The 26,174-nt window shown below is 67.4% G+C and carries 26 protein-coding genes; 10 read left to right on the plus strand and 16 right to left on the minus strand.

Annotation, left to right across the window (positions count from 1 at the left end; all coding sequences use genetic code 11):
* Window positions 1-10: 10 nt before the first annotated feature.
* The 5 genes from VI08_RS02805 to VI08_RS02825 form a co-directional block, all read right to left on the minus strand.
* Entirely contained in the window at window positions 11-703 is a 693-nt protein-coding gene (locus VI08_RS02805) for a response regulator transcription factor (RefSeq protein WP_045828023.1), read from the minus strand.
* Window positions 703-990, minus strand: coding sequence for a PepSY domain-containing protein (locus tag VI08_RS02810; RefSeq protein ID WP_045828024.1), 288 nt, complete (start codon window positions 988-990; stop codon window positions 703-705). Before VI08_RS02810 ends, VI08_RS02805 begins: the two co-directional genes overlap by 1 nt.
* 115 nt (window positions 991-1,105) lie before the next feature.
* Window positions 1,106-2,086 (minus strand): tRNA dihydrouridine(20/20a) synthase DusA, encoded by a 981-nt coding sequence (dusA, locus tag VI08_RS02815; protein ID WP_157006268.1) that lies wholly within the window; start codon window positions 2,084-2,086, stop codon window positions 1,106-1,108.
* A gap of 100 nt (window positions 2,087-2,186) precedes the next feature.
* Entirely contained in the window at window positions 2,187-2,627 is a 441-nt protein-coding gene (locus VI08_RS02820) for a hypothetical protein (RefSeq protein WP_052697640.1), read from the minus strand.
* Window positions 2,628-2,669: 42 nt separating this feature from the next.
* Window positions 2,670-3,242 carry a PH domain-containing protein gene (locus tag VI08_RS02825; RefSeq protein ID WP_157006271.1) on the minus strand — a complete coding sequence of 191 codons (573 nt, stop codon included), beginning with the start codon at window positions 3,240-3,242 and terminating at the stop codon, window positions 2,670-2,672.
* A gap of 302 nt (window positions 3,243-3,544) precedes the next feature.
* Here VI08_RS02825 and VI08_RS02830 point away from each other — a divergent pair, with 302 nt between their 5' ends.
* Window positions 3,545-4,072, plus strand: coding sequence for a hypothetical protein (locus VI08_RS02830; RefSeq protein WP_045828026.1), 528 nt, complete (start codon window positions 3,545-3,547; stop codon window positions 4,070-4,072).
* Between the two features lie 21 nt (window positions 4,073-4,093).
* Here the strand turns inward: VI08_RS02830 and VI08_RS02835 are convergent, their stop codons facing one another.
* Window positions 4,094-4,480 carry a VOC family protein gene (locus tag VI08_RS02835; RefSeq protein WP_045828027.1) on the minus strand — a complete coding sequence of 129 codons (387 nt, stop codon included), beginning with the start codon at window positions 4,478-4,480 and terminating at the stop codon, window positions 4,094-4,096.
* A gap of 95 nt (window positions 4,481-4,575) precedes the next feature.
* On the opposite strand from VI08_RS02835, the gene VI08_RS02840 reads away from it, so the two are divergent.
* Window positions 4,576-5,253, plus strand: a complete 678-nt coding sequence (locus VI08_RS02840) for a class I SAM-dependent methyltransferase (protein ID WP_045828028.1) — start codon at window positions 4,576-4,578, stop codon at window positions 5,251-5,253.
* On the opposite strand, the gene VI08_RS02845 is transcribed toward VI08_RS02840, so the two are convergent.
* Window positions 5,238-6,161 carry a LysR family transcriptional regulator ArgP gene (locus VI08_RS02845; protein ID WP_045828029.1) on the minus strand — a complete coding sequence of 308 codons (924 nt, stop codon included), beginning with the start codon at window positions 6,159-6,161 and terminating at the stop codon, window positions 5,238-5,240. The two genes, VI08_RS02840 and VI08_RS02845, sit on opposite strands and share 16 nt — an antisense overlap.
* Before the next feature lie 77 nt (window positions 6,162-6,238).
* Between VI08_RS02845 and VI08_RS02850 the strand changes: the two genes are divergently transcribed.
* The 3 genes from VI08_RS02850 (at window position 6,239) to VI08_RS02860 (ending at window position 8,718) form a co-directional block, all read left to right on the plus strand.
* Complete coding sequence (locus VI08_RS02850; RefSeq protein ID WP_045828030.1) at window positions 6,239-6,856, plus strand: LysE/ArgO family amino acid transporter; 618 nt, start codon at window positions 6,239-6,241, stop codon at window positions 6,854-6,856.
* Between the two features lie 19 nt (window positions 6,857-6,875).
* Complete coding sequence (locus VI08_RS02855; RefSeq protein WP_045828031.1) at window positions 6,876-7,511, plus strand: FMN-binding negative transcriptional regulator; 636 nt, start codon at window positions 6,876-6,878, stop codon at window positions 7,509-7,511.
* 202 nt (window positions 7,512-7,713) lie between these two features.
* Window positions 7,714-8,718 carry a beta-propeller fold lactonase family protein gene (locus VI08_RS02860; protein ID WP_052697645.1) on the plus strand — a complete coding sequence of 335 codons (1,005 nt, stop codon included), beginning with the start codon at window positions 7,714-7,716 and terminating at the stop codon, window positions 8,716-8,718.
* 43 nt (window positions 8,719-8,761) lie between these two features.
* Here VI08_RS02860 and VI08_RS02865 read toward each other — a convergent pair whose 3' ends face one another.
* From VI08_RS02865 to VI08_RS02885, 5 genes are all read right to left on the minus strand, one after another.
* The gene (locus tag VI08_RS02865) at window positions 8,762-9,214 is read right to left on the minus strand and encodes a DUF1801 domain-containing protein (protein WP_045828032.1); all 453 of its coding nucleotides are present in this window, start codon (window positions 9,212-9,214) and stop codon (window positions 8,762-8,764) included.
* The gene (locus tag VI08_RS02870; RefSeq protein WP_045828138.1) at window positions 9,211-9,594 is read right to left on the minus strand and encodes a VOC family protein; all 384 of its coding nucleotides are present in this window, start codon (window positions 9,592-9,594) and stop codon (window positions 9,211-9,213) included. Before VI08_RS02870 ends, VI08_RS02865 begins: the two co-directional genes overlap by 4 nt.
* Window positions 9,595-9,622: 28 nt before the next feature.
* Entirely contained in the window at window positions 9,623-9,847 is a 225-nt protein-coding gene (locus VI08_RS02875) for a helix-turn-helix transcriptional regulator (protein WP_045828033.1), read from the minus strand.
* Window positions 9,840-10,256 (minus strand): DUF2178 domain-containing protein, encoded by a 417-nt coding sequence (locus VI08_RS02880; RefSeq protein ID WP_045828034.1) that lies wholly within the window; start codon window positions 10,254-10,256, stop codon window positions 9,840-9,842. Before VI08_RS02880 ends, VI08_RS02875 begins: the two co-directional genes overlap by 8 nt.
* 64 nt (window positions 10,257-10,320) lie before the next feature.
* The gene (locus tag VI08_RS02885; RefSeq protein WP_052697647.1) at window positions 10,321-10,998 is read right to left on the minus strand and encodes a phytanoyl-CoA dioxygenase family protein; all 678 of its coding nucleotides are present in this window, start codon (window positions 10,996-10,998) and stop codon (window positions 10,321-10,323) included.
* A gap of 155 nt (window positions 10,999-11,153) precedes the next feature.
* Between VI08_RS02885 and VI08_RS02890 the strand changes: the two genes are divergently transcribed.
* The 3 genes from VI08_RS02890 (at window position 11,154) to VI08_RS02900 (ending at window position 13,511) form a co-directional block, all read left to right on the plus strand.
* The gene (locus tag VI08_RS02890; protein ID WP_045828035.1) at window positions 11,154-11,963 is read left to right on the plus strand and encodes a plasmid replication/partition related protein; all 810 of its coding nucleotides are present in this window, start codon (window positions 11,154-11,156) and stop codon (window positions 11,961-11,963) included.
* Between the two features lie 94 nt (window positions 11,964-12,057).
* A complete protein-coding gene (locus tag VI08_RS02895; RefSeq protein ID WP_045828036.1) occupies window positions 12,058-12,555 on the plus strand; it encodes a hypothetical protein in 498 nt (165 codons plus the stop codon).
* A 41-nt stretch (window positions 12,556-12,596) separates the two neighbouring features.
* Window positions 12,597-13,511 carry a hypothetical protein gene (locus tag VI08_RS02900; RefSeq protein ID WP_045828037.1) on the plus strand — a complete coding sequence of 305 codons (915 nt, stop codon included), beginning with the start codon at window positions 12,597-12,599 and terminating at the stop codon, window positions 13,509-13,511.
* 66 nt (window positions 13,512-13,577) lie between these two features.
* Here VI08_RS02900 and VI08_RS02905 read toward each other — a convergent pair whose 3' ends face one another.
* Entirely contained in the window at window positions 13,578-14,417 is an 840-nt protein-coding gene (locus tag VI08_RS02905; protein WP_052697649.1) for a methyltransferase domain-containing protein, read from the minus strand.
* 119 nt (window positions 14,418-14,536) lie between these two features.
* Between VI08_RS02905 and VI08_RS02910 the strand changes: the two genes are divergently transcribed.
* Window positions 14,537-16,318 carry a glycoside hydrolase family 97 protein gene (locus VI08_RS02910; RefSeq protein WP_052697650.1) on the plus strand — a complete coding sequence of 594 codons (1,782 nt, stop codon included), beginning with the start codon at window positions 14,537-14,539 and terminating at the stop codon, window positions 16,316-16,318.
* Here the strand turns inward: VI08_RS02910 and VI08_RS02915 are convergent.
* From VI08_RS02915 to VI08_RS02925, 3 genes are read right to left on the minus strand one after another with little or no spacing between them, the layout of a single operon-like run.
* Complete coding sequence (locus tag VI08_RS02915) at window positions 16,296-19,325, minus strand: sensor histidine kinase (protein WP_052697652.1); 3,030 nt, start codon at window positions 19,323-19,325, stop codon at window positions 16,296-16,298. The two genes, VI08_RS02910 and VI08_RS02915, sit on opposite strands and share 23 nt — an antisense overlap.
* A gap of 39 nt (window positions 19,326-19,364) precedes the next feature.
* Window positions 19,365-20,240: an alpha/beta hydrolase gene (locus VI08_RS02920; RefSeq protein WP_052697653.1), complete on the minus strand. Its 876-nt coding sequence runs from the start codon at window positions 20,238-20,240 to the stop codon at window positions 19,365-19,367.
* Window positions 20,237-22,408: a hybrid sensor histidine kinase/response regulator gene (locus VI08_RS02925; protein ID WP_052697654.1), complete on the minus strand. Its 2,172-nt coding sequence runs from the start codon at window positions 22,406-22,408 to the stop codon at window positions 20,237-20,239. The genes VI08_RS02920 and VI08_RS02925 overlap by 4 nt, the downstream gene beginning before the upstream one ends.
* Before the next feature lie 689 nt (window positions 22,409-23,097).
* On the opposite strand from VI08_RS02925, the gene VI08_RS02930 reads away from it, so the two are divergent.
* A complete protein-coding gene (locus tag VI08_RS02930; protein ID WP_045828038.1) occupies window positions 23,098-26,127 on the plus strand; it encodes a TonB-dependent receptor in 3,030 nt (1,009 codons plus the stop codon).
* Window positions 26,128-26,174: the final 47 nt, after the last annotated feature.

Consider the following 26,174-nt stretch of genomic DNA (forward strand, 5'->3'; position numbering starts at 1 on the left):
CGCGGTGTGCTTAGTCTTCGTCCGCTTCGTTGCGCGGGATGGCGAAACGGTAGCCGCGGCCGCGCACGGTTTCGATCGGCTTGAGCGCGCTATCCGGGTCGAGCTTGCGGCGCAGGCGGCCGATGAACACCTCGAGCACGTTCGAATCGCGGTCGAAGTCCTGCTGGTAGATGTGCTCGGTGAGGTCGGCCTTGGAGACCAGTTCACCCGCGTGGAGCATGAGGTACTCGAGCACCTTGTACTCGTAGCTGGTGAGGTCCACCTGGCGGCCTTCGACGGTGACCGTCTGGGCCGTGGTATCGAGCTTGATGGGGCCGCAGGCCAGCACCGGCTTCGACCAGCCGCTGGCGCGGCGCACCAGCGCGTTGATGCGGGCGAGCAGTTCCTCGACGTGGAACGGCTTCACCAGGTAATCGTCGGCGCCGTGCTTCAGGCCCTCCACCTTGTCCTGCCAGCTGCCGCGGGCGGTGAGGATGAGGATGGGGTAGCGCTGGCCATGCTCGCGCAGGGCCTTCACCAGGTCCATGCCCGAGAGCTTGGGCAGGCCGAGGTCGATGATGGCGAGGTCGAACGGCACCTCGCGGCCGAGGTACAGGCCTTCTTCGCCGTCCTGGGCGGCATCGACGGCGAAACCGTCGCGCTTCAGGCGGGCCGCGAGGGTTTCGCGCAGCGGGGCCTCGTCCTCAACGAGCAGGATTCGCATTAATGTCTCTCCTTGTTATCCCCGGCCGTAGCGTCCAGGGGCTTGGGGGTTTCAGTACGTAGGGGCACCACCTTCACGTGCCCGTCCAGGGTCAGGACCTTGATCCGGTATTCGGTGATGCGGCCGCGCTCGATGAGACGGGTATCCGCGGTAAGCACTTTCCCCCCGGTCTCCTTCTGCACCTTCGCCACCGCCTGTTCCAGCGTCATCGACTGCTGGGCCAGGGCGGCAAGCGGCGTGCCGGCGCAGATGGCGGCAAAAAGTAGCGGACGAAACGTGATTTTCATGTCTGGCGCGGCGTCATGCGGTCGCGCCGACTATGCCGAGCCTCGCCCGGCCCGAAGCTGAACGGATGGAAAGAAGGCGTCTATGGGTAGGCGCGGGAAGCGCCCGTGCCGCCTATCAGGCGGCCTGGCGGAACGGGGCGAGGGCCGATTCGATGAGCGCCCAGTCGGCGCCCGGCAGGTGGGCGCCTTCGCTGAGCATGCGGCGGAAGCCCCGGGCACCCGGCTCGCCCTGGTACAGGCCGAGGATGTGGCGGGTGATGTGCTTCAGTGCCGTGCCCCGGGCCAGCTCGGCCTCGATATAGATGCGCATGCGCTCGAGCACATCGGTGCGGTCGGCCAGCGGGGCACCGTAGAGCGCCGTTTCCAACTGGGCCAGCACGAACGGGTCGTGGTACGCCGCGCGGCCCAGCATCACCCCATCGACGTGGGCCAGGTGCTCCTGCACCGCCTCGACCGTGGTGATGCCGCCATTGATGACAATGGTGAGGTCGGGGAATGCCTGCTTGAGACGGTAGACCCGGCCGTAATCGAGCGGCGGGATCTCGCGGTTTTCCTTCGGGCTGAGGCCCTCGAGCCACGCCTTGCGGGCATGGACGATGAGGATCTTCACGCCCGCCTGCACCATCACCTGGGTGAAGTGCTGCAGGTCGACGTACTCATCCTGGTTATCGACGCCGATGCGGCACTTCACCGTCACCGGCACGTCGACCACGGCGGCCATGGCCCGGACGCACTCGCCCACCAGTTCGGGCTCGCGCATCAGGCAGGCGCCAAACTTGCCGGACTGCACCCGATCAGAGGGGCAACCCACGTTGAGGTTGATCTCGTCATACCCCGCCCGGGCCCCCAGGACGGCGGCCTGCGCCAGCTCGGCCGGGTCGCTGCCGCCGAGCTGCAAGGCCACGGGATGCTCCTCGTGGCTGTGCTCCAGCAGCCGCACCTGCCCACCCCGCACCAGCGCGGCACTGGTCACCATCTCGGTATAGAGACGGGCATGCGGCGACAGCAGGCGGTGGAAATAGCGGCAATGCCGATCCGTCCAATCCATCATGGGCGCGACGGTAAGGCGGAAGGCGGAAGGGTCGATGGGCTGCATGCCCGCCATTTTACCAACAACCCTCCCTGTGGGAGCGCGCTTGCGCGCGATGGCCTCCACCCTCCGCAATTGCATGGCACGGCATCGCCGCCATCCGACGTCAATCCTCGTCCATGAACCAAGCGCACCCTATGCGGTCCTGGGCGATGACAAGGATGCCGCTATCAAACGTCGCGCCAGTCGCTGGGTTCCATGTGGGGCCGACGCCGCTGCTGTCGCGAGGCAATCCAAACGTTCCATTGGTGAAATAGACGGGCGCTTGGCCGGCGAACACATCGACGAATTCGGCCGACAACTGGTCAGCCATTGTCGCGGGCATGAGCTCGCACCCATAGGCCATGTCGTGGGCCAACAGCGAACGAAGAACAGCCTTGGCGCGTTCGGGGCTGACCTCAAGATAGATGCCACTTGAGGCCGAAAGCCCGAATCGACCCGCGGCCGCCTCGACGGACGATACGACCTCGTACTTGACACCCACACGAACTTCGCCCGCTTGCCTGGCCTGGACGATACGTTGCTCGAGACCCAGCGAATCAGCCAAAACCCACTCCTGCCTGCACCATCCTCCATCGACGGCGCCCCATCAGCCCCGGCCCGTACCCGAAGCACGCGACTGGAGGATCAGATCGTAGACCTTCTTTGCGTCGCTGATGAGATCGAAGCGGGGCGCCAGTTGCTTCGATGCGCCAGGCCAGGGTACCCCGACGAAAAGTGACCGGCCCGGCATGGCGTCGTTACCGAACTGGATGGAGCCCGAGCGGTCCGGTCGCTCCGAGAGCGTGATATCGGCCATCGAGGCCAAAGGCAGGCTCTTGACCTCGCTGGTGAACAAGCCGGAGACGATGATCGCGCGTTGGTCTGTGACGCCATAGGCGGTTCGCGAGCGTACGAAGGCATCGGCGAAGAATCGCCCGATGATCATGTACAGGCCAACCAGGATGAAGGGGATGCCCCATAGACCAAAGAAGGCAGGGGCGCCCCCTTTGAGAACCGAGTATTCCCAGAAGGCGACGAAGCCGCCCCACAACAAGCTGAAGGGAATCGCCAGCGCATCGCTCGGTCGCAGCAGCAGCCCTCGTCGCGGTGTTCCACTCCACGCCAGCCATTCCCCTGGCCCAAGCTGCCGTTTTAGCAACTCAACACTTTCCTGGTTCAAAGCAAACCTCCTGTCATCGGCAGGGGGCATAGTGGCCCCCCCAACACTCACGCTTTCCCTGATCTCACTCGACCACGGGAGGCTAGCGAGCACTGCCGGGCGTGTCCAGCCCACGTCATGGCAGGGGCAAGCGCGCTGAAAACAACGCGCGGAGGGCTCGCAATCGAATGCCCCATCACGGCATCGGCCAAGACAGCGACGAGCGATGCGGACTGATCAGTCCTGACGTCCATGGCGTACACGAGGCTTGGAAGTGTGGTAGTACGCATTGATCGCGGAATCGAAGTGACGGGAGATCACGAATGAAGGCATGGGCGTTTATTGGTTGTCTCGCCCTCGCCGGGGCGGCCGTGGCTGACCCCGCGCCCAGGCCTCACCTGGTAACGCGTGTGGAAGCCACGGACGCGGCAGCCAACAGGACTGGCATCGTCCGATTCTTCGTGACAAATGATGGTGACAGCACCGCGTACACCGGTAAGAACCAATTACCCACCGTGAACGAGGATGGCAAGCTGCGCAACCCCATCATGAAGGTAACTCGAGGCGACGGCACGCCGCTGACCTATTTCGGTATTTTCGACGAGGGCTCATCCGGCCCTGAGGTTATCGAACCTGGAACGACGCGGACCTACGAGGTCGATATCGCACGCAACTTCGATATTTCGGCAGGGCTCCACCGCATTCAGTTTGACTCTTTCCTCTACTTCGACCAGCCGGCGGAGCACAGAGACGCGGCCACGATGTTCATTAGCGACAAGTCCAATACGGTGGAAGTATGGTTTACGAACGCCGCCGGCAAACCATCCGTGGTACGTCCTGTCATCGAGTGACGCGCACCACGCCCGGCCGTATCACTGCCCCGCCGGCGGTTCCCAAAGCTCCACCTTGTTGCCTTCGGGGTCCACGACCCAGGCGAACTTCCCAAACTCCGATTCGTCGACCTTGTCGAGCACGTTGCAGCCTTCTTCGCGCAGCGCCTTGACGAGGCCGTGCACGTCGGCGACGCGGTAGTTCACCATGAAGTTGGCGGTGCCCGGTTCGTAGGCGCCTTCGGCAAGGTCGCCGATGAACCACGCCGTGGTGCCGCCCACCGGCTTGCCGTCATCGTCCTTCCATTCAAACGCCGCCCCGCCCCATGACTGCACATCGACGCCGAGGTGCTGCTTGTACCAGGCCTGCAAGGCTTTCGGATCCTTCGCCTTGAAGAAGATGCCGCCAATACCGGTGACTCGTTTCATGCCGTGCTCCATCAAGGGCTTGAAGAAGGGGAACCACGGCCGGATCTTACGCTGATCCCGCGACACTGACGCTACCGACGGAAGGGCTCCCCCGCATGTCCAGTTTCGACGACCCGAACGCCGTCGCCCGCTATGCCGAAGGCCCCGTCCGGCAGGTGCCGGGCTTCCACGGCATGCAGAAGATGACCGAACTCCTGCTGGCCGAGGCCGTGCCCACCGATGGCCATGTCCTGGTGCTCGGCGCGGGTGGCGGCCTAGAGCTCAAGGCCTTCGCGGATGCGCGGCTGGGCTGGCGGTTCACCGGCGTGGACCCGTCGGCTGAGATGCTTAAGCTGGCCGCGGCCACGCTGGGGCCACTGGCACCGCGTGCGCAGCTCCATGAGGGCTATGTCGACACGGCGCCGGAAGGTCCGTTCGATGGCGCCACGTGCCTGCTTACCCTGCATTTCCTCACCGCCGATGAGCGCCTGCATACGCTCAGGGAACTGCGGCGGCGCATGAAACCGGGCGCTCCGCTGGTCATCGCGCACCACAGCTTTCCCTTGGACGATGGCGGGCGGGCGCGCTGGCTTGATCGGTACGCGGCGTTCGCGGCCGCTTCGGGCGTGCCGGAGAAGGACACGAAGAACGCGGCAGCCGCGATCAGTGCGCGGCTACCGCTGCTGCCCCCGGAACAGGACGAAGCCCTGCTTCATGAAGCGGGCTTCGAGCGGATCGAGATGTTCTATGCCGCGTTCACGTTCCGTGGGTGGGTGGCTTATAACCCCGGTTGATTCGCGTCGCCCTGGCGATGCAGCGACAGCGCGGCCACGTCCCGCAACGCATCGCTGATGTGCTGCAACGTGCTCGACCGCACGCTCGCACACTGCCAGTAAAGCGGCACGTCCAGCGTGCGCCCCTCGTCGATGATGACGATCTGCCCCGCGGCCAGCGCGGGTTCGGCGAGCAGGTCCTGGGCCAGGCACCAGCCCAGCCCGCGCCCCGCCGCCTCGACGAAACCGGTGGACGTGGGCAGGTAGTGGATGGGTGGTGATAGCTGCGCGCGGGTGATGCGGCGGACGAAACGCCACTGCAGCTCGTCCTTGCGATTGAAAACGATGATGGGCGCATGGGCCAGCGAGGCCGCATCCATGCCGTTTCGAAAATACCGCTCGGCGAATTCGGCCGATGCGATGGCGTGATAGCGCATGCGGCCGAGCGGGTAGACGTTGCACCCCTGCAGCGGCTTCCGTTCGGAGGTGACCGCGCCCAGCACGGCGCCTTCGCGCAGGTGGTCGAGGGTGTGGTCCTGGTCGTCGACGCGCACGTCGAAGACGTAGCCGTGCTCGTCGTGGAGGCGGGCCAGGGCCGTGAGGAACCATGTGTGCAGGGAGTCGTCGTTCACCGCGACGGCGATCGAGCGGGCCCTCGGTTGCCGAGCTTCTTGCGGCAGGAAATCGGCCATCGCCTCGGCTTCGAGCGCCTGCATGGGGCGCAGGCGTAGCAACAGGCGCTCGCCGGCCGCGGTGGGCTTGCACGGGGCCTGGCGCACCACGAGCACCTGGCCCAGCCGATCCTCCAGTGCCTTGATGCGCTGGGAGACGGCCGAGGGTGTGACCGCCAGGCGCCGCGCGGCGCTCTCGAAGCTGCCTTCCTCGATGATGGCGGCGAAGGCGGCGAGCTGGGGATGCAGGAGGTCCATGCGATGGATTAGCGTTTCTTAACTGGCCCAAGTTTCTTTAGTTTGTCTAAGCATGCCCCAGCCTTCAACATGGCGCCATGATCATCACCACCGCCATCGCCGGCTTCGCGGCCAGCGCCGGGCTCATCATGGCCATCGGCGCCCAGAACGCGTTCGTGCTCCGGCAGGGGCTGCAGCGCTCACACGTGGGCGTCGTCGTGGCCATCTGCGCCACGAGCGATCTGCTCCTCATCCTCCTCGGCGTGGCCGGCATCGGTGCGCTTGTGCGGCATGCGCCATGGCTCCTGGAGGCCCTCCGCTATGGCGGCGCCCTGTTCCTCGGCGCCTACGCACTGATGGCCGCCCAGCGCGCCTGGCGAGGCGGTGGCGGCATGACGGCCGAGGGCGCCAGCCAGCCAGCCTGGTACAAGGCCGCCCTCGCCTGCCTCGCCTTCACCTTCCTCAACCCGCACGTGTACCTCGACACCATGATCCTGCTGGGCAGCCTTTCCACCGGCTACCCGGGCAGCCTGCGCTGGGTATTCGCGGCGGGCGCCTGCGCGGCGAGCATTACCTGGTTCCTTGCGCTGGGCTATGGCGCGCGGCTACTTACCCCTGTGTTCCGCAACCCCACCGCCTGGCGCGTCATGGATGCGGCCGTGTCCCTGTTCATGCTGGCCCTGTGCGTGTTTTTATTGGTGCGCCCACTCTCGTAAACACACGCCAGCCATCCCCATGTATACGCCCGCCCTGTTCGCCGAGACCGACGCCGCCACGCTTCACGCCCTGCTGAGCGAGCATTCCCTGGGCATGCTGGTGACACACGGTGCCGGTGGACTCGACGCGAACCACATCCCGTTCCTCCTCGACGAGGCACGTGGCCCGGCGGGCACGCTGGTGGCCCACGTGGCACGCGCGAACGCCCTGTGGCGCGACGGCCGCGATGGCGACGAGGTGCTGGTCGTGTTCCGCGGGGCCAGCGGCTATGTATCGCCCAACTGGTACCCGAGCAAGCACGAACACCACCGCCACGTGCCCACGTGGAATTACGAGGCGGTGCACGTGCACGGCACGCTGCGCATCATCGATGATGAAAAGTACGTGCGCGGCGTAGTCGCCCGGCTCACGCGCGAGCACGAAGCGAAGCTGCCCGAACCATGGCGCATGAGCGACGCCCCCGCCGACTACCTGGCGGAGCAGCTCGCCCATATCGTCGGCATCGAGGTGGCCATCACGCGCTGGGAGGGCAAGCGGAAGCTATCGCAGAACCGCACGCCTACTGATTTCGAGGGTGCGGTGGCGGGCGTGGAAGGCAGTGGCAACGTGGCGCTGGCGGCCGCCATGCGCGGCGCGCGCAAGCCCGGCATGTGACACGAAGGTGCAACCTCGGGCGTCACGCCCGGGGAAACCGCCGGTAATGAAGCCTCGGTACCGTCAGGCATGACATGCCCACGGATCCAGCAGGCAGGACTGGGGTACGGCATGCGCAGGGAATCCATCGAACCTCCGCCCAGGCATCGCGCCACGGCGGACGTGTTCTTGCACCCCCATTCCACTCACGAGGCCCAGAATCATGACGAAGCAAGCGACCCGCCGCGCCCTTACCCTCACCCTCGCGACCGCCATGGCCGTCGCGGTGCTGCCGGCTGCGGCCGCCGGCTACCAGCCGAACAAGAATGTCTACGTCGTCAACCAGATCGACAACACCGTCTCGGTGATCGACAGCAACAACCGGGTATCGGCCACGATCCCGGTGGGTAATTTCCCGCAGGGCGTTGCGGTCAGCATCGATGGCTCCAGGCTGTTCGTTTCCAACGGCTTCGACAACACGGTTTCGGTCTTTAAAACCAGCAACAACGCCAAGCTGGCGGACATCACGGTGGGCAATTTCCCCTGGGGCCTGGTGGCCAGCCCCGACGGCCGATATGTCTATGTGGCCAACGCCAATGACAACACCGTCTCGGTCATCGACACGACTACCTACGCCACCGTCGGCGCGCCCCTGCAAGTCGGCTTCGAGCCGCATAGCGTGTCGGTCAACCTCAAGGGCGACCGCCTCTACACCTCGAACTACCAGGACAACAGCGTTAGCGTGTATGACGTGAGCAAGCCGGCCGCCGCGAAAGCCCTCGCCACGGTCGCCGTCGGCTCGCAGCCGACCAGCGTCGACGTCGGCCCGTTCGGCGCCTACGCCTACGTCACCAACAGCGGCTCGAACAGCGTGACCGTCATCGATACCAAGACCAACCAGGTAAAGCCGGCAGCCATCGCCGTCGGTAACCAGCCGTACGCGATCGCCGCGGCCGGTATCGCTTCGTTCGTTACCAACCTGGCCGATGGCACCGTGTCGGTCCTGGACCCGAGCGGGAAGACCTACGACACCGTGGCCGTGGGCAGCACACCCGATGCCGTGACCGTCAACGCCGCGACCGTGCGTGCCTACGTGGCCAACTCGGGTTCGAACACGGTCTCGGTGCTCACCCCAATCAAGCCGGGCAAGGATGGCAAGAAGTTCACCGTCGTGACGGTGCCGGTCGGTACGTTCCCGGCCGCGATCGCGTCGCAGCTGCTGCCGTAAAGGGGCGCCAGCCAAGGACGGCCACCTGCGGGGTGGCCGTTCGTCAGGGCCGCGGTGCCGCGGGCTTATTCGCCTCGGCCTTCTTGGACGCGGGTTTTCTGGTGGGAGCCTTCTTCGACGCGTTCAATGCGGCCGCGGCTTTCACCAGGGCCTTGAACTTCGCGGCATCGACCTTCGCATCCTTGCCGATATCGAGCGCACGCCGCACGTTGCCATCCAGGCTCGCATTGAACAGCTTGCCCGGGTCGGGCAGCGCCGCGCCCTTGGCGAACGTCAGCTTGATCTTGTCCTTGTAGCTTTCGCCCGTGCAAAGGATGCCGTTGTGTTCCCACACCGGCGTGCCCATCCACTTCCAGGTTTCGACCACGTCCGGCAGCGCCTCGTGGATGAGCTTGCGCATGCGTGCGAGCGCCTCGCCGCGCCAGTCGCCGAGTTCGGCGATGTGTTGGTCGATGAGGGCCGGTGCGTCGGTCGCAGGGGTGGGCTTGGTGCTCATGGCAATGACTCCACGGCGTTTCGATCGATATTGGTCCCGATCCGCCACATGACGCCAGTTGGGTCGAACAAGACAAAGTCGCGGATGGCCCACGGCTGGTCCTGCGGCGGCAACGCGCGCACGCCGTATTTTTCGGCAAGGCCCGTGGCGTCCACGTGCCGCCACCAGGCATCCACGTCGGCCACGAGCATGTGCATCATGAAATTTTCAGCGTGTTCCTTGACGTGGAATCGCTGGAGGAGGAAGGCGCATTCGCCGGCCTTGAGGTACGCCAGGCTATCGTCCGAGAAGGCCACCTCGAAGCCGAGGTCGGTGTAGAAGGCCTTGGACAAGTCAAAATCCCGCGCAGGGACGAAGGCCTTGATCTCGACGGTTTCCATGGTCATGCGGGCATCCTCCTGTGGTTGATCAGGCGCGGGTGTGCGGGCCCCACGAAAATACATCTTCCAACGGCTTGCCGAATACCTCGGCGATGCGGAACGCGCACTCCAGGCTCGGCGAGTACTTGCCCGCCTCCACCGCGGCGATGGTCTGCCGCGTGACGCCCACGCGCTCGCCCAGCTCGGCCTGGGTCATTTCGCCGGCCATGAAACGCAGCGTGCGGATGTGGTTCGTGAGCTGGCGGTCAGCCATGCCATCCGCGCCGGTAGCTGACGACGATCATGCCGTGGTGGACGATTTCCGCGATGGCGATGGCAAGCAGCGCCGCGTGGACGATGGACCAACCGCCCGCGCTGAAAGGCATCACCACGCCGACGAGGATCATGCCGGCCATGAGCACGTTGTACGCCATGGCGGACGAGCGGCTGGCGATGGCCTTGTCGCGTTCGTCTCGTTCGGCGGCCCCGCGCAGGCGGCCAGCCAGCCAGGTGCCCGCGGCAACGATGCCGAGCGACGACAGCGCCGCGGCCAGCACCATGATTTGCTGCCCCATGCTGGGCTGGCCGTGCGATTCGATATAGGCGACGGCCGCGAAGTACACGCCGAAGATCACGGCCAGTGCGCACACCCAGACCCAGGCAAAACGTTCCTGCACAAGCATGACGAACCCCTCCCGTGGTGACGGGAGGAAGGTAAGCCTCGCTTTACACCATGTCAAATATTCTTTACATCGCCGCGAGGTCACCAGCGGCATAGACGAAATGCAGCACCCGCCGCGGTGTCTCGGCCCGCGCCTTGCCCGAGGCATGCACCACCAGCGGCCGCATCGCCAGGGCGCCGCCCCGTTCGACGTGGCAGGGCACGAGGCTGCCGTGGGCGGTGGCGAGCACTTCGGCGTGCGAGAGGCGGCCGAGGCGGTGGCTGCCGGGTACCACTTCCATGGGGCCGGTGTTGGCGCTGTCGGGGTCCAGTTGCACGCGCAATGCCACGACCCCATCGAGGGTGGCCACGGGCGGCTGGGCGAACCAGATGCCCTCTTTCACCGCCCAGCCCGACCAGCCGGGCCGCTGGTGGCGCAAGGCCACGGGCACGCTGAGGTCCTGGTGGGGTGGCACGTACCAGTTGGTCGCGGCGGTCTTGGCGAACAGGGCGCACTGGATGGCGCGGGCGCCCGCGGGGAGCAACGCGGCCACCGCGGGGTGCGCCGCTAGCCGCACGGCGGTGTCGCGCACATGGGCCAGTTCGAGCATGCAGCGCGAGCCGGCGGCGGTGGGTACTTCGGTGGCCACCAGATCGGCCAGGCCATCGCATTCGTCGTCGGTGAGCAGGGGCGGCAGGATGGCGACGCCATCGCGCGCGAAGGCCGCGGCCAGGGCGCCGGGCGCCGGTATACGCATGGGCATCGATCCGTCTCCTTTCGGCATGGCGCCTGTCCTTCCCGACGCTTGGGCGAGTCTTGCGTGGCCCCGCGGCGGGCGTCAAGGAACTACGTCGCTGCATGTGAGACCCGCAGGCACTAGAATGCCGCCCCCGCCTGCCACCACCCTGCCCCGCGTCCATGCACATCGTCGTCAACGAAGACCTCAAGGCTTACATCGACCCGCTCACCGCGGATGAATACGAGGCGCTCGAGCGGAGCCTGCTCACGGAAGGCTGCCGCGACGCGCTGGTGCTGTGGGGCGATACGCTGGTGGATGGCCACAACCGCTACGGCATCTGCCGCAAGCACGACCTGCCCTTCAAAACGGTGCAAAACGAGCGCTTCCAGTCCATGGACGACGTGCACCTGTGGATGATCGAACAGCACCTGGGCCGGCGCAGCGTCTCCGATTTCCAGCGCGGCGTGCTGGCGCTGCGCAAGCGCGAGATCCTGGCGGCCCGCCGCGAGGCCGAGCCCCCGGTGAAGGACGACAACGACCTGCCCTTCGATGCCGAGGGTTCCGAGCCGGCCCGGCCGAAGGCCCCGCGCCCCAACCCCACCGAGAGCCGCAAGGAGATCGCCCGCGAGGCGCGCATCAGCGCCAACCAGGTGGGCATGATTGAGAAGATCCGGAAAGAGGCCGCCCCCGAAGTGGTCGCGGCGGTCAAATCCGGCACCCTTTCGATCAGCGCCGGCGCCGCGGTGGCCTCGCTGCCCGAGGACGAGCAGCGTGCCGCAGCCACTGGCGGCGACAAGGAGCTCAAAGACGCCGCCAAGCGCGTGCGCGAATCCAGGCGCAAGCCGCGCGAGAAGCCGTCGGGCGATGTAGTGGCCCTGCGCGAGCAGGTGGCCGAACTGGAGGCGGAGAACCGCAACCTGCGCCGCGAGATCGACGCCCTGCGCGCCCGCCTGGGCGAACCACCCCTCGGCGAGCCGGACGAGGCATGATGGCGCCGGGAACTCCGCCCCGCGCGGGTGTTCCAAGGCCCAGTACACCGGACGCTGCCCCAGGCGTTCTCAGGCAGGTCCCCCGGAGCGCCCCATGAAGTCCTTCCTCGTCGTTACCGCCCTTTCCCTGCTGGCCGGCGCCGCCATGGCGCAGGACGCCGCCGCGCAGAAGCCGCTGAACCTGAGCCTGCCGCCGAACTACGTGCCGGCCTCGTCGGCGACCACGGCCGCGCCGGCATCGGCATCCACCGCCGCCAGCGCCCCGGTCGGCTCGAAGAACGGCAAGGAAAGCGTGGCCGTCACGCCGGCCCACGCCAAGGACCCGCCGGGCACCTACTACGGCGATACCAGCGGCCGCATGCCGCAGGCCGACGTGGTCGACGATGGCCCGCAGTGCGACGATGCCACCTACAACCAGCCGCAGGTGCATGGCAGCGTCACCACCGGCGTGGTCAGCGCCAGCCACGGCGGCAGCGGCAGCTACCAGGGCGGCACGGTGAACCTCAGCCAGGCCTTCGGCAGCTGCGAGCACCCCAAGGGCGGCGTCAGCATCTCGGTCGGCGGGGCCACCGGCCACTTCCACGGCCGCTAAGCGGTAGCATCGGCGGCACCCTAGCCGCGCGAGCTGCCGCCATGCCCGTTCCCGCGTCATCCCTCTCCCAGCGCGGCCAGTTCCGCGCCCTGTACAACGGCCTGAAGAGCCAGAAGCTGCTCGATCGCACGCCGGTCATCCTCTGCGAGGGTGATTCGTGGTTTTCGAACCCGCTGTACATGAACATGCTCGACTGGATCGTTTCGCCCTCGCCGCAGGACAACGAGGCGGGGGTGCCACTGCTGGGCCAGGGCGGGCTGTTCTTCCGCGCCGAGCACAGTGGCGACCAGGCCATCCCGCAAACGGAAAACCCCAGCCGCTCGATGTTCACCAAGGACAACGTCAGCGACCTCGTCGGCTGGTTCGGCAAGTTCAATTTCGATGCCGTGTTGCTCAGCGCGGGCGGCAACGACTTCGTCGATACCTGGCTGAAGCAGGTCATGGCGGGCAAGGCCAATCTTTCCCCGCAGCAGGCACTCGACGTCATCGTGGCCACCGGGCGCTTCGACGACCTGCGCAAGGCCTATGCGTTCTTCCTCGATACGTTCCACGCCGCGAAACCGAATGTGCCGATCCTGGCGCACACCTACGACTACCCGCGGCTTATCGGCAGCGCGGCGCATCTTGGCCTTGGCAACCTCGGCATCGCCGCCCTCCTGAAGAAATCGATCGGGCCGTGGATCGGGCCGTATATCGAGCCGGTGATCCCCGGTGGCCTGCCGGCGTGGCAGGCCTTCGTGAAGCTGCTGATCGACGGGTTCGTGGAGCGGGTGCTGCAGCCGCTGAAGGAAGCGCCGGCTTACCACGGCATGTTTGATTACGTCGATTTGCGGGGGCAGTTGACCAGTGATGCGCAATGGAATGACGAGATGCACCCCAACGAGGTGGGGTTCCATGTGCTTGCCACGGTGTTTCGAGGGAAGTTGATTGGGAAGTTGCCTGTGGGTAAGCGGTGAGGTTGGCGCAAGGACATCGCGCGCAAGCGCGCTCCCACAAGGGCGCGCTCCCACAAGGGCGCGCGCTTACACTGGGTTTGCGGTGAAAATGACGATGCGGTCGTTGGCTTCGGGGTTGGCGTCGGTCGTTTTTAGCCAGGGTTGGCGGGCGAAGGTGCGGGTGCACGGGCCGAGGGCGACGACGCGTAGCGGGCGCTTGCGGGCTTCGGCTTCGATGCGGGCGGTGACGTCGCGCAGCACGGGGCCGATGAAGGGCGTGAACAGGTAGAAGATGTTCGCTTGCGTGACGTCGGCCTCGCGTGCGTCGGCACAGGTGAACACCGCTTCGGGCATGCCCAGCGCCGTGGCGGCGTGGCGGGCGCTGGCCACGTAGGCGGGTTCACGTTCCACGCCGGTGACGGTCGCGCCGCTCAGCACGCGTGCCAGCAGCGAAACATGGCCGAGGCCCGCGCCGAGGTCGAGCACGTGGTCGGCCGGCGACAGCGCGGCGCGGCGCACGGCGTCGACGATGTGCCGCATCGGCGTCGGCTGGTAGAACACCATGTCGGCCGGTGGGCGCGGGTTATCGGGCACGGGCTCCTCGATGGCGAAGACGCCGGCGAGCAGGGCGTCCAGGGCATCGTAGTGCGCGCCTGTCGGCTCGCCCACGTCGAGCCAGGGCGCCAGGGCCGCCTTGCCCCGCCCCGCGCGGATCGCCTCGCGCAGTTCGGCGAACAACACCTCGTCGGCGGCCGCCATGGCGTCGAGCAGGCATTCCGCCCGCGCACGTTCCGCCGCGGAGTCCATCGCAAGCAGCAGCAGGTCGAGCCGGTCGGCGGCATCGGCGCGCCAGCGAAAGGCAGCGGGATCGCGCCACGTGGCGTCGGTTTCCAGCAGGGCGAGGAACGCGCAAGGGACATCGGTCATGCAGCGGATGGTAACCGCGCCGGGAGTTGACGCGGTTCTCACGCGCGGGGCTGCCTGCTTGAGCGGCCACCCGCGGCTGTGGAATGCTCGCAGCCCGGCACGCCTGCCCTGGAGCCCCGATGAAGACGCCGCACCGCCTCGCCGCCCTCACCGCCCTCGTGGCCATGCCCGCCTTCGCCGCGCCGCCGCTGGCCACCATCGTGTTCCGCGACGGCGGCCGCCCGGTGCTCACCATCACCGACCCGCAAGGCCAGGGGCTGGTCGATGCCACGCTGGGCCTGCGCACCACCGCCAGCGACCTGACGCACGACCTGCGCCTCATCGGCACCACCCAGCGCAACCTCACCGAAAACTACCGGATGACCACGGGCAAGCGCCTCGTGCGCAGCGCCAACCTCACCGAGACGCGCTTTGCCCTGCAGAACGACAAGGGTGAGAAGCTCGACGTGGTGGTGCGCGTCGCGAACGACGGCGTCGCCTTCCGCTACGAACTACCCGGCGCCACGCACGTGACCGTGACCGGTGAGGCCACCAGCTACAAGCTGCCCCCCGATGCCACGGCATGGCTGCTGCCGTATACGGCCAGCTACGAGCACGAGCGTATCGAGACGACAGCGGCCACGGCGCCCACCGGCGATTACGGCTACCCATCCCTCTTCCGCAGCGGCGAGCGCTACCTGCTGCTCACCGAAGCCAATGCCGATGGCCGCTACGACGGCAGCCGCCTGTTGCACGTCGCCAACTCGCCCCTGTACGGCCTCACCCTGGCCGATGCGCGCGTGGACAGCACCGGCACCACGCCGTGGCGCACCGTGATCGCGGGCGACCTTGCCACCGTCACGCAGTCGACGCTGGTCGATGATCTGGCCGACCCGTCGAAACTCACCGATACCTCGTGGGTGAAGCCGGGCCGCGTGGCGTGGTCGTGGATCAGCGACCATGTAAGCCCCAAGAGCTTCGAGCGGCAGAAGGCGTTCGTCGACTTCGCCGCCGCCAACCGCATGCCCTACGTGCTGGTGGATGAAGGCTGGAGCGAAGCATGGGTGCCGCAGCTGGTGCAGTACGCCAACGCGAAACACGTGGATGTGCTGCTGTGGTTCCCGTGGACCACGCTGGATACGCCCGCGAAGCGCATGGCGTGGCTGACGAAGGTGAAGGGCTGGGGCGTGAAGGGCGTGAAGATCGACTTCATGGAATCGGATACGCAGGCACGGTTCCGCTGGTACGACGAGACGCTCGCGGACACAGCGCGGCTGCAGCTGATGGTGAACTTCCACGGTGCCACCATCCCGCACGGCCTGCAGCGCACCTGGCCGCACCTTATGTCGATGGAAGGCGTGCGTGGCGCGGAGAACAACCCGCCCGTGGTCGGCAACACCATCCAGCCGTTCACCCGCAACGTGGTCGGTTCGATGGATTACACACCGGTGGCGTTCGATGTCGGTACGCAGCAGGCGAGCATCGCCCATGAAGTGGCGCTGCCCATCGTGTTCGAATCGGGCTGGACACACCTGGCCGATAGCCCGGAGGCCTACCAGCGCCGGCCGAACGCGCTGATGTTCCTCGACCAGATTCCCACCGTGTGGGATGAAACGAAACTGATCGCCGGCGTGCCGGGGCAGGATGCGATCTTCGCGCGGCGCAGTGGCGACCGCTGGTTCATCGGCGCCATCGCGGCCGGTGCGCCGCGCCGCCTCAGCGTGCCGCTTGCGTCGCTGGGCGTGGGCCCCTGGCGTGCCGACATCATCCGCGACGGCACTGGCCGCGGCGACGTGGCGCGTTCGGCGCAGAACGTCACGGCCGATGGTTCGCTGAGCTTCGACGTGCCGGCCAACGGGGGCTTCGCGGCCATCCTGTGCCCGGTGGCGAAGGGCCAGTTCAAGGACGGCTGCTACCGCTAAGCGCGCCCAGCCAGCGCCGCCAGCCGCCGCGCGCGGGCATCACCCGCGCGGACGGCACCCGCACCACCACCTGCGTGCCGCCGCCCGGCGGTGACGAGATGGTGGTGCGGCCGCCCATGGCGGCGCCGCGCTCCAGCATGCCACGCAGGCCCCAGTGGCCCGGGCGCCCGGTCGCGAGCACGCCAGGTTCGATGCCGCGGCCGTCGTCGGCGATGCCAAGCACCACCTCGCCGCCCTCGCGGTAGAGCGTCACCACGATCCACGTGGCCGCAGCGTGCGCCACGGCGTTGTGCACCGCTTCGCGGGCGATGCCATACAGCTCGTCGCGCGCCAGGGGGTCCATGCCCTGCCACTCGGGCCGCGCATCGACCGTCACCGGCACCGTGTGCTCGCCCGCATAGGCGCGCGCGAGTTCGACGAGGCCGATGTCGAGCGCCACCGCATCGCCCATGTGGTCGCGCAGGTCGCGCACGCGGTCACGCGCCTCCACCAGCGATTGCTCCGCGCGGTCGAGGGCGCTTTCCATCGATACACGCAACGGATCCCCGGCGGGCACGCGGTTCGCCACCGCCTGGAAACGCATCATCAGGCCCTGGATGCTTTGCAGGAGGGTATCGTGCAATTCGCGGGCGATGCGCTCGCGCTCGGCATGGCGTTCGCGCAGGCGCTCGCGCACCTGTGCCTCCACCCTGTGCATGCGCACCAGCACCAGCAGCCAGGCGATGGCCGCGCCCAGCACGGCCGCCAGCACGGCGAACCAGGCCGTCTGGTAGAACGCCGGTGCCACGTCGATGCCCATGGCCGCACCCTGCTCGTTCCACACGCCATCCTCGTTCGCGGCGGCGACGCGGAACGTGTAGTGCCCTGGCGCGGGGTCGGTGTAAACCGCTTCGCGGTCGGTGCCGGCGTCGCGCCAGCGTGTATCCAGGCCTTCCATGCGGTAACGAAAGCGGACGCGCTCGGGCATGGAAAGGCTGGTGGCCGTGTACACGATGCGCAGCCGTTCGGTTTTCGCCGGCAGGTGCACGCGCCGCGTGGCAGGCATCCAGCCCGCGTCGGTCGCCACGCCGAGGATCGCCACGGGTGGCGGCAAGGTGTTGCGCGGCACGTCCGCCGGGTCGATCGACACGACGCCGCTCGTGGTCGCGAACCACAGCCGGCCGTCGTCGGCCATCACGGCCGTGGGCAGGGGGCGGAACTGCGCGGGCGTGCCGGGCAGGCCGTCGAGTGAATCGAAGACCGCCACCGGCACGCGGAACGACGGATCCCGGCGGGCGTGGGCCAGATCGGCGGCGCGCAGGCGCGCGATGCCTTGCGACGCGTTCGCCCATACATCGCCGGCGCGGTCGCGCACGAGGCCGGAGATGCCATGCAGGTCGCCTTCCAGCAGCAAGGGCACGGCGCGGCCGCCCGCGACGAGGTTGATGCCACGCTCGCCACCCACCCACGCCGCGTCGGCATCGGAGAGCAGCGCGGTGATGTTGCCCGTGGACAGGCCATCGCGCGCGCCGAGCACGGTATCCCGCCCGGTGCCATCACGGATGATCAGCGTGCCGCGCGCGAAGCCCATCCACAGCCGGCCCGCCGTATCGTGCATCAACACCAGGGGCGACGGATCGTTCGCCACCGCGGGCAGCGGCTCGCGATGCCACGCGCCTTGCGTGTAGTGGTAAACACCGGGGCGGTTGATGGACACCCATGCGCCGCCCTTGCCATCGCCGGCGATGGCCTGCACGCCGGTGAAATCCTCCACCGGCAACGGCGCGAACGGGCGCGGCGTATCGCCATCCAGTGTCCACACGCCCGCCGGGCCACCCAGCCACGTCGCCTGCGCGTCGCGCGCGGCGGCGGTGATCGCATGCGTGAAGTCGATGGTCGTGGCCGCCCCCGCGTCCGCGCGCATCAAGGGCCGGTTCTTGGTGCCGATCCAGATGCCCTGCCCGGCCGCTGGCACGATGGCGAAATCGGTGGCGCCCGACGGCGTCGGCGCAGGCAACAAGCGGCTTGCGCGGAAGCGATCAAGGCCGCGGCTGCCACCCACCCATATGTTCCCCTCGCGGTCCTGGATGATCGCGGTGATGTAGTCCGAGGTGAGGCCATCGCGCTCGACGAAGCGCTGCATGGCGGTGCCGTCGGGGTCGATGGCCTGCCGCGGCAGCGCGCCTGCGCGCGGCACGCGGCGCAGGCCATCGCCCAGCGTCGGCACCCACAACGCGCCGTCGCGATCGAACAGCAAGCCCGTGGACGATACGCGCAGCGTCGGGCCCGCGACGGCTGGGTCGCCCGTGGCGCGCCAGGCGGGCAACACGCCGCGGTCAACGTCGGCCGTCCACAGCGTGCCGTCGGGTGCCTCCGCGATGCGGTTCACCTTGCCCACATCGCCCGAGGCCAGCGTGAAGGTCGCCGCGCCTGGCGCCAGCCACGCGAGCGCGGTATCGGTGGCCACCCACAATCGCCCTTCGCGGTCGACCGTGAGGTTGCGCGCGCGGGCACCCGGCAGGCCCATGGCCGGGCCGGCGAGGTGCCAGCGGCCGGCGTCCAGCACCACGAGGCCCGAGAACGTGGCGCCCCACGTGCGGCCATCGGGCGTCTGCGCTATGGCGTAGACGGTGGCGGTGGGCAGGCCCGAGCCTGCGCCGTAATGGGTGGCGGTGTCGCCGTCGAGGTGGCTGGCGAAGCCGTAGCGGAAGCCCACCCACAGGCCACCGCCAGGCGGCGCGTACAGCGACGCCACGCTGGCGGCGGGGAAATCGCCCCCGCTGCGCGGCCGGTAGCGTTCGAAACGCACGCCGTCGAAGCGGTAAAGGCCGGTCTGCGTGCCCAGCCAAAGGTAGCCGTCGGCGGTCTGCGCAAGCGCTGTCACCTGCCCGGGCGCGCCTTCGCGCACGGTCCAGGCCGTGTGATAAAACTGACCGATGGTACGGTCGCGGGTATCCATGCCCCAGGCGGCGCCGGCAAGCGCGCACCAGCCGGCCATGGCGAGGATGGCCACCCGTTTGAAACCCAACACCCCAACCCCTTCGCGGCAACGCCGCAACGATACCGTTTACGTCGCCGCGCGTCGCTGGTTCGTTTGGCCGATGCCGTGGAGGAGCGCCAGCGCGTCGTCGAGCACACGGCCCGCCGCGGGCGAACGGTGCGGGTTCGCCAGCACATGGGCCGCGTGGTCGTAGCCGATGAAGCGCCGTGCCGCTGGCGGCGTGCCCAGCCACGCGAACGCCTCGCGCATCGCGGCCACCGAGGTCAGCGTATCGCTGTCGCCGGGGCCACCGTCCCACGCGCCGAAGAGCACCGGGCAACGCACCCGGGCAAGGTGTTCCGGCTGCATGCGTTCGACGAACAGCCGGGCGATGGCGCGGTAGGCGTCCGCATGCACCACCGACGACCAGTACTGGCGCTGGTAGGGGCTGCGCTCGCCTGGCGGCACCACCGGCCCTTCCAGCAACAGCGCCGCGCGCAGTTGCTCTTCGTCATGGACGCGGATGCCCGGCGACCAAGCGACCAGCGCGGCCACCTCGTCGCCGTGCGCCGCGGCCAGGTCCAGGGCCAGCGACGCGCCCATCGACGTGGCGACGAGCACGACGCGCTCGCCGAGGGCCAGCCCCACCTGGAACGCGGCTTCGGCGTCGTCGCGCCATGCCTGCGCGCTCGCGCCGGCCATGGCGAGCGGCGCATCGCTGCCATGGTCGTGCAGGCGGTTGAGGTACAGATGGGCGCCGCAGGCCGCGGCCAGCGCGCGGTGCGCCGGGTCGCCTTCGGCCTGGCTAGCCGTGAACCCGTGCAGGTAGACGACGGATAACGGCCGCCGTTCGCGGGGCACGCCGTCGAGGAACACGATACGCGCTTCGTTATCGGGCTTGAGGCCGGTGGCGCCGCGCTCGCGTTCGTCGATCCCGCCCGCGAGCGCGTCGAGCGCGCTCACGCGTTGCTGCCTGCCGTTGTCCCCGCATGGCGGCGCTGCAAGGTCACATAGTGGCCCACGGAGCGGCACAGCGCGTCCAGCTCGGCCACCGCGCCGCGCATGTCGCCGCCGGCATCGATCAGCACGCCCAGGTCGTCGCAGACACGGTGGGCACCCGGCACGCCCAGGTTGCCCAGCACGTTGCGCAAGGCGTGCAGCGCTTCGGATGCCGAAGCGATATCGCGCGCCAGCATGGCCTCGCGCAACGCATCGACATGGCCATCCGATGCCTTCGCGCACAGATCGAGGAACCCGGCGAACTCCGCGGGGCTGGCCAGCACGCGCATTTCGTCCAGCGGCGCCACGTTGCCCGTGCGGGTTTCAAAGCCGGGCAGCTCGGGCTGCCACGCCTTCGCGGCCGAGGCCAGCGAGCGCTCCGCCGCGATGGCCTCGATGATGTCCATCAGGCGCTGGGCCGCGATGGGCTTGGTGAGATAGGCGCGTGCGCCCGCCTTGAACGCGATGCGCACGGCGTCCTGGCTGGAATCCGCGCTGAGCATGACGATGGGTGGCACCGCCTGGGTGCGCCGGCGCACCTCGATGTTGGCGAGCACGTCCCAGCCGGAGCTGCCCGGCATGTGCAGGTCCATGAAGATCAGGTCGAACCGGTCGCGGTCCATCCGCGCCAGGGCCTCGTCGCCGCTGGCGCTGAACACGGCCTCGTGGCCTGCCCGCTCGAGGATGCGGCCGACGATCTCGCGGTTGGCGGCGTTGTCGTCCACCACCAGGCACCGCTGCGGCGCCACGCGGGCGCGGTGCGCATCCAGCATCTCCACCAGGGGCACGTCGGCCAGGCTGCGCGCGCCGTGGGCGGCACGCGGCAAGGGGAAGCGCCAGGTGAACACGGAGCCGCCCAGCGGGTTGTCGGTGACCTCCAGGTGCCCATTCATCTGGCTGGATACGTTACGCACGATGTAGAGGCCCAGGCCCACGCCTTCCTGGCGCCGGCTTTCGCCCACGCTCACCTGCTGGAACGGATCGAAGATGCGCTGCTTGTCCGCGTCGGCGATGCCGATGCCGGTGTCGATCACGGTGCAGGTAATGACCGGGTCGCGGCCGCCCACGCCCTCGGCCAGCTCGACCCGCACGTCGACCGTGCCGCCGGGCGGCGTGAACTTCAGGGCATTGGAGGCGAGGTTCGACAGCACCTGCTCGATGCGGCCGGGGTCGCCCGCGAACACGCCTTCGACCGAGGCATCGCGCGCCACGCTGAAGGCGATGCGCTTCTCCGCGGCGAACGGCCGGCACACGGCGCCCACGGTGGTCAGCACCTCGTCGAAGGCGAACGGCTGCTGGCGTAGCTGGAAACTGCCGCCCGCGAACGAGGCGACGTCGAGCACCGCGTTCACCCGATGCAGCAGCGCATTGGCACTGGTGGCAAGCAGCGCCACCAGGCGGCGCTGGTCGTCGTTCATCACCGTGGTATCGATCAGCGAGGCCGAGTGGATGACGGTGCTGAGCGGGGTGCGCATCTCGTGGCTCATCATCGAAATGAAGCGGTGCTGGGCTTCACGCGAGGCGATGGCCTCGGCCGAGACCTCGCGCAGGGCATCGATGACCCGGTACAGGGTCATCGGCAGCACCACGGTCAGCGCCAGCGCATACAGGGCGTAGGCGGGCCTGCTGACCCAGTAACCGTCGGGTGCGGACACCGCCAGGATGGCCACGGATGCCACCACGCTGGCGGCGAAGGCCCGGCGGCTATAGCGCGTGCCCACCGCGACGGACAGGAACGGCAGCACGGCCGTGACCGTGATGACGAGCATGAAGGCGTCATGCAGCAGCAGCGCCACCATGGCGAAGTTGGCGACCTGCCCGATCGCGTCGATGCGCGGGGTGATGTCGAGCCAGCGCGCCCTGACAACCAGCATCCACAGCGTGCTGGCGACGAACAGGCCCAAGGCCATGGGAAAGACGACGTGGGATTCCCGCGCCATATTGGGCGGCCCATCGAGCCAGGCGGCGGTCCATACGACGATGAAGCCAAGGAGCACCGTGCGCACGAGCGAGACGTGATGCTCGCGAAAGCTCGCCACGATGCGGTCGATGCGCGGGTTGCGCAACCGCTCGGCGACCTCGCTGAGCATCACCGGCCCGGCGCCATTGCCGCTACCGCGATCGATCTTCATGCCAGGCTAGCTTCCACCACTCCCCCAATACTCGCCTAGTCTATGTTTCGCGACGTGGCTGGCAAGTGGCCTGTTTCGTTTCCTTTCGCGCTGACCCTCGCCGCTTCCGCCAGGTTGCACACACCTTCGCCTTTGACCAAGTAGCCCGGCATGGACTTACGAATGCGTGGGCCAGCCTAGGCATGTACGAATTCGGCACCGATTTTTTGCGCGTTTCCTCAGCGAATCTCGGATTCTACCCCTGTTGAATTCCTTGGTCGCATCCCTGATGAGATTTAGCACGATCTAAATGTGCATGAGATGTGAACCGGAAGCGAGGTTCCAGCGAACGCCCCGCAATTTTTTTCCGGCATTTCGGAGGCTACTGCGTAACCGTTTACGTATTCCGCTGAAGCCAGCATGAAAACCCACAAATACCCATAGTTACCCAATTTTCTGGTGCGCCGCAGCAACGGTTTCGGACGGCTATACGGCCAGGCGTTGGTTAGGAATTCGTACTGGACAAGGCGAAGTTCGTCATGTACACCTGCTTGGCATTCCATTTGGATCGAGGCAAATGGATGTTTTGCGACGGAGTGCGGGGAGGGGCTTCCAAGGGCTCCGGAAAACGTAAGTGACGGGCACGTACCCGTCGCGCCGCCCCCGTGCTGCCGATTTGAGTTTCGTGGCATTTATCGTTCGGGGAAGGCATGAATAACCAGTCTCTGTTCCGCAGGACCGCACTGGCGCTCGCCGTGTGCACCTCTCTGGGTGGCGTGGGCGCCGCGTTCGCGCAGTCCACCACCGGCAACCTCAACGGCAACGTCCCGGCGGGTGCCAACCAGACCGTCGTGGTCGAGAGCGCCAGCGGCCTGCGCCGCGAAGCCGCTGTCGACGACCGCGGCCATTACTCCATCACGCAGCTTCCGCTCGGCTCCTACACGGTCACCCTGATGCGCGACGGCGCGGTGGTCGATTCGCGCAAGAACGTGGCCCTCCGCGTGGGTGCGTCCACGGATGTGTCGTTCAACGCCCCGGCCGCCGCGGCGACGTCCGCGGATGCCACCGCCCTGGGCGCCGTCACCGTCACGGGCACGGCCCTGCCCCCCGTGGACGTAACCACGGTCGATTCGCGCACCGTGATCACCTCGGAGCAGCTGGCCAAGCTGCCGCTCGGCCGTAGCGCCGAAGCCGTGGCCCGCCTGGCACCGGGCGTCGTGAACAACGGGGGCGGTTTCACCAGCGACACGGGCCGCTCGCTCGCCAGCTTCGGCGGCGCGGCATCGAACGAGAATGCGTACTACGTCAACGGCTTCAACACCACCGACCCGCTGAATGCGGCCGGCGGCCTGCAGATGCCGTATGGCGCGATCGACCAGCAAGAGGTGTACACGGGCGGCTACAGCGCCAAGTATGGCCGCTCCGACGGTGGCGTGATCAGCCAGGTCGGCAAGCGCGGTACGAACGAGTGGCACTTCGGTGCGCAGCTGATCTGGGAGCCGAACTGGGCGCGCGCATCCGGCCCGGATCTCCACTACGTCAACACGCCGGCCTCGGCGCCGGCGGGCGACCTGTACCAGCCGAAGAGCCAGAACGACAAGTGGTCGACCACGGTCAGTGCCTATGCCGGTGGCCCGTTGATCAAGGACAAGCTGTTCTTCTTCGTCGCCACCGAGTTCGAGAAGCAGGGCTATCGCAACGTCAACGCGGTGGACAGCTCCACGCCTTCCTCCACCAACTCGTACAAGAACCCGCGCTGGTACGCCAAGCTCGACTGGAACATCAATGACAACAACATCATTGAGTTCACCGACGTGGGCGACAAGCGCTCGGGCAGCGGCACGCGCTATGGCTACAACTACGTCGACATGTCGCGCACCGACCGCATCGGGCCGGTGAACGACACCAAGGTCGGCGGTGATTTCTGGGTCGGCAAGTACACCGGCTACATCACCGACAACCTGACCATCAGCGCGCAGTACGGCAAGATGTCGGTCAAGAATTACGACCAGCCGGGCGCCTATGACGACACGCTCGCCCGCGTCGACAGCTCGGGTAACCAGAACCCCGCGCTCAATGGCGGCAGCGCGATCAAGAACACGCAGGTCGCCGACATCAGCTCGCCGGGCCGCGGCAACAAGACCAACAACCTGCGCTTCGACGTGCAGTACGTCCTGGGCAACCACACGCTGTCGGCGGGTATCGACAACGTGAAGTCGCAGGTGCTCGACTTCGGCACCTTCAGCCCGGGCCCGGGTTACGCCTGGAGCTACGGTGTATCGGACGATCCGAATGAAGCCATCGACGGTACGCCGGGCCGCAACTTCGTGCCGGCGCCGGGCGGGTTCCCGAATGGCCAGGACGGTTACTGGGTCAGCAAGAACATCAACTACAACCTGGTCAACGTGCGCTCCGACCAGAAAGCGCAGTACATCGAAGACAAGTGGCAGGTGAGCGATCGCTGGCTGCTCTCGCTCGGCTTGCGCAACGACCAGTTCACCGACTACAACCAGTTCGGCAAGCCCTTCATCAAGCAGACGAGCCCGCAGTGGGCGCCGCGCATCGGTGCCGCATGGGACGTCAACGGCGATGGCAGCTTCAAGGTGTATGCCAACGCGGGGCGCTACTACCTCGGCCTGCCGCTTAACCCGGCCACGGGTGCCGCCGCGGGTTACACCGCCACGCAGCAGTACTACACCTACTCGGGCATCGCGGCCGACGGCACGCCCACCGGCCTCACGCAGTTCTCGGGCGTCGTCTCGGGCAACAACTCGTACGGCATCCCACCCGACCCGCGCACCGTCGCTGGCAAGGGCCTGAAAGCCGAGAACCAGGATGAGTTCATCCTTGGCTTCGACAAGACCCTGGGCACGAACTGGACCTATGGCGCCAAGCTGACCCAGCGCAAGCTCAACACCGTCATCGACGATTTCTGCGACATCGACCTTGTCACGGCGAAAGCCGAAGCCGAAGGCCACACCGTCGGCTCGACGAACAGCTGCTACCTCGTCAACGGTGGCCACAGCAACACGTTCACCCTGCTCGACCAGGGCGGCAACCCGTATACCGTCGATCTTTCGCGCAAGGAAATGGGCATGCCCGCGACCAAGCGCAAGTACTACAGCGTCGAGCTCTACATGGAGCACCAGTTCGACGGCGTGTGGTACGGCAAGTTCGACTACGTGTTCTCGCGCTCGTACGGCAATACCGAAGGCCAGTCGCGTACCGATTCGCGCCAGAACGGTGCCGCCGGCAGCATGGACTGGGATAACCACTACGTGATGGATTACGCCAACGGCCCGTTGGGTAATGACCACCCGCACGTGTTCAAGGCGTTCGGCTACTGGCAGTTCGCGCCGGAATGGCAGCTGTCGAGCAACTTCCAGATCGCCTCGGGCGCGCCGGAAGTGTGCCTCGGCTACTGGGGCCCGAACCAGGACGACCCCGCGCACTATGGCAGCGCCTACCACTGGTGCGATGGCCAGCCGTCGCCCCCGGGTGACAAGGGCCGCCTGCCGTGGACCTACCAGTGGGATCTCGGCGTGACTTACCGCCCGGGTTGGGCGAACGACCGCCTGGCCTTCTCGGCCAACGTGTTCAACGTCACCAACCAGCAGCGCGCCGTGTTCCGCTACCCGACCGAATGGCAGTCGCGTGGCACGCCGCACCCGCTGTATCGCAGCCCGCTGATCACGCAGGACCCGCGCTACGGCCGCCTGTCGGTCACCTACGACTTCTAACCGTGTTGTAAACCCGCTGTACCCAATCCCTGTGTGACGCTTGCGCC

It is taken from the genome of Luteibacter yeojuensis, from assembly GCF_000964085.1.
Lineage (GTDB): Bacteria > Pseudomonadota > Gammaproteobacteria > Xanthomonadales > Rhodanobacteraceae > Luteibacter > Luteibacter yeojuensis_A.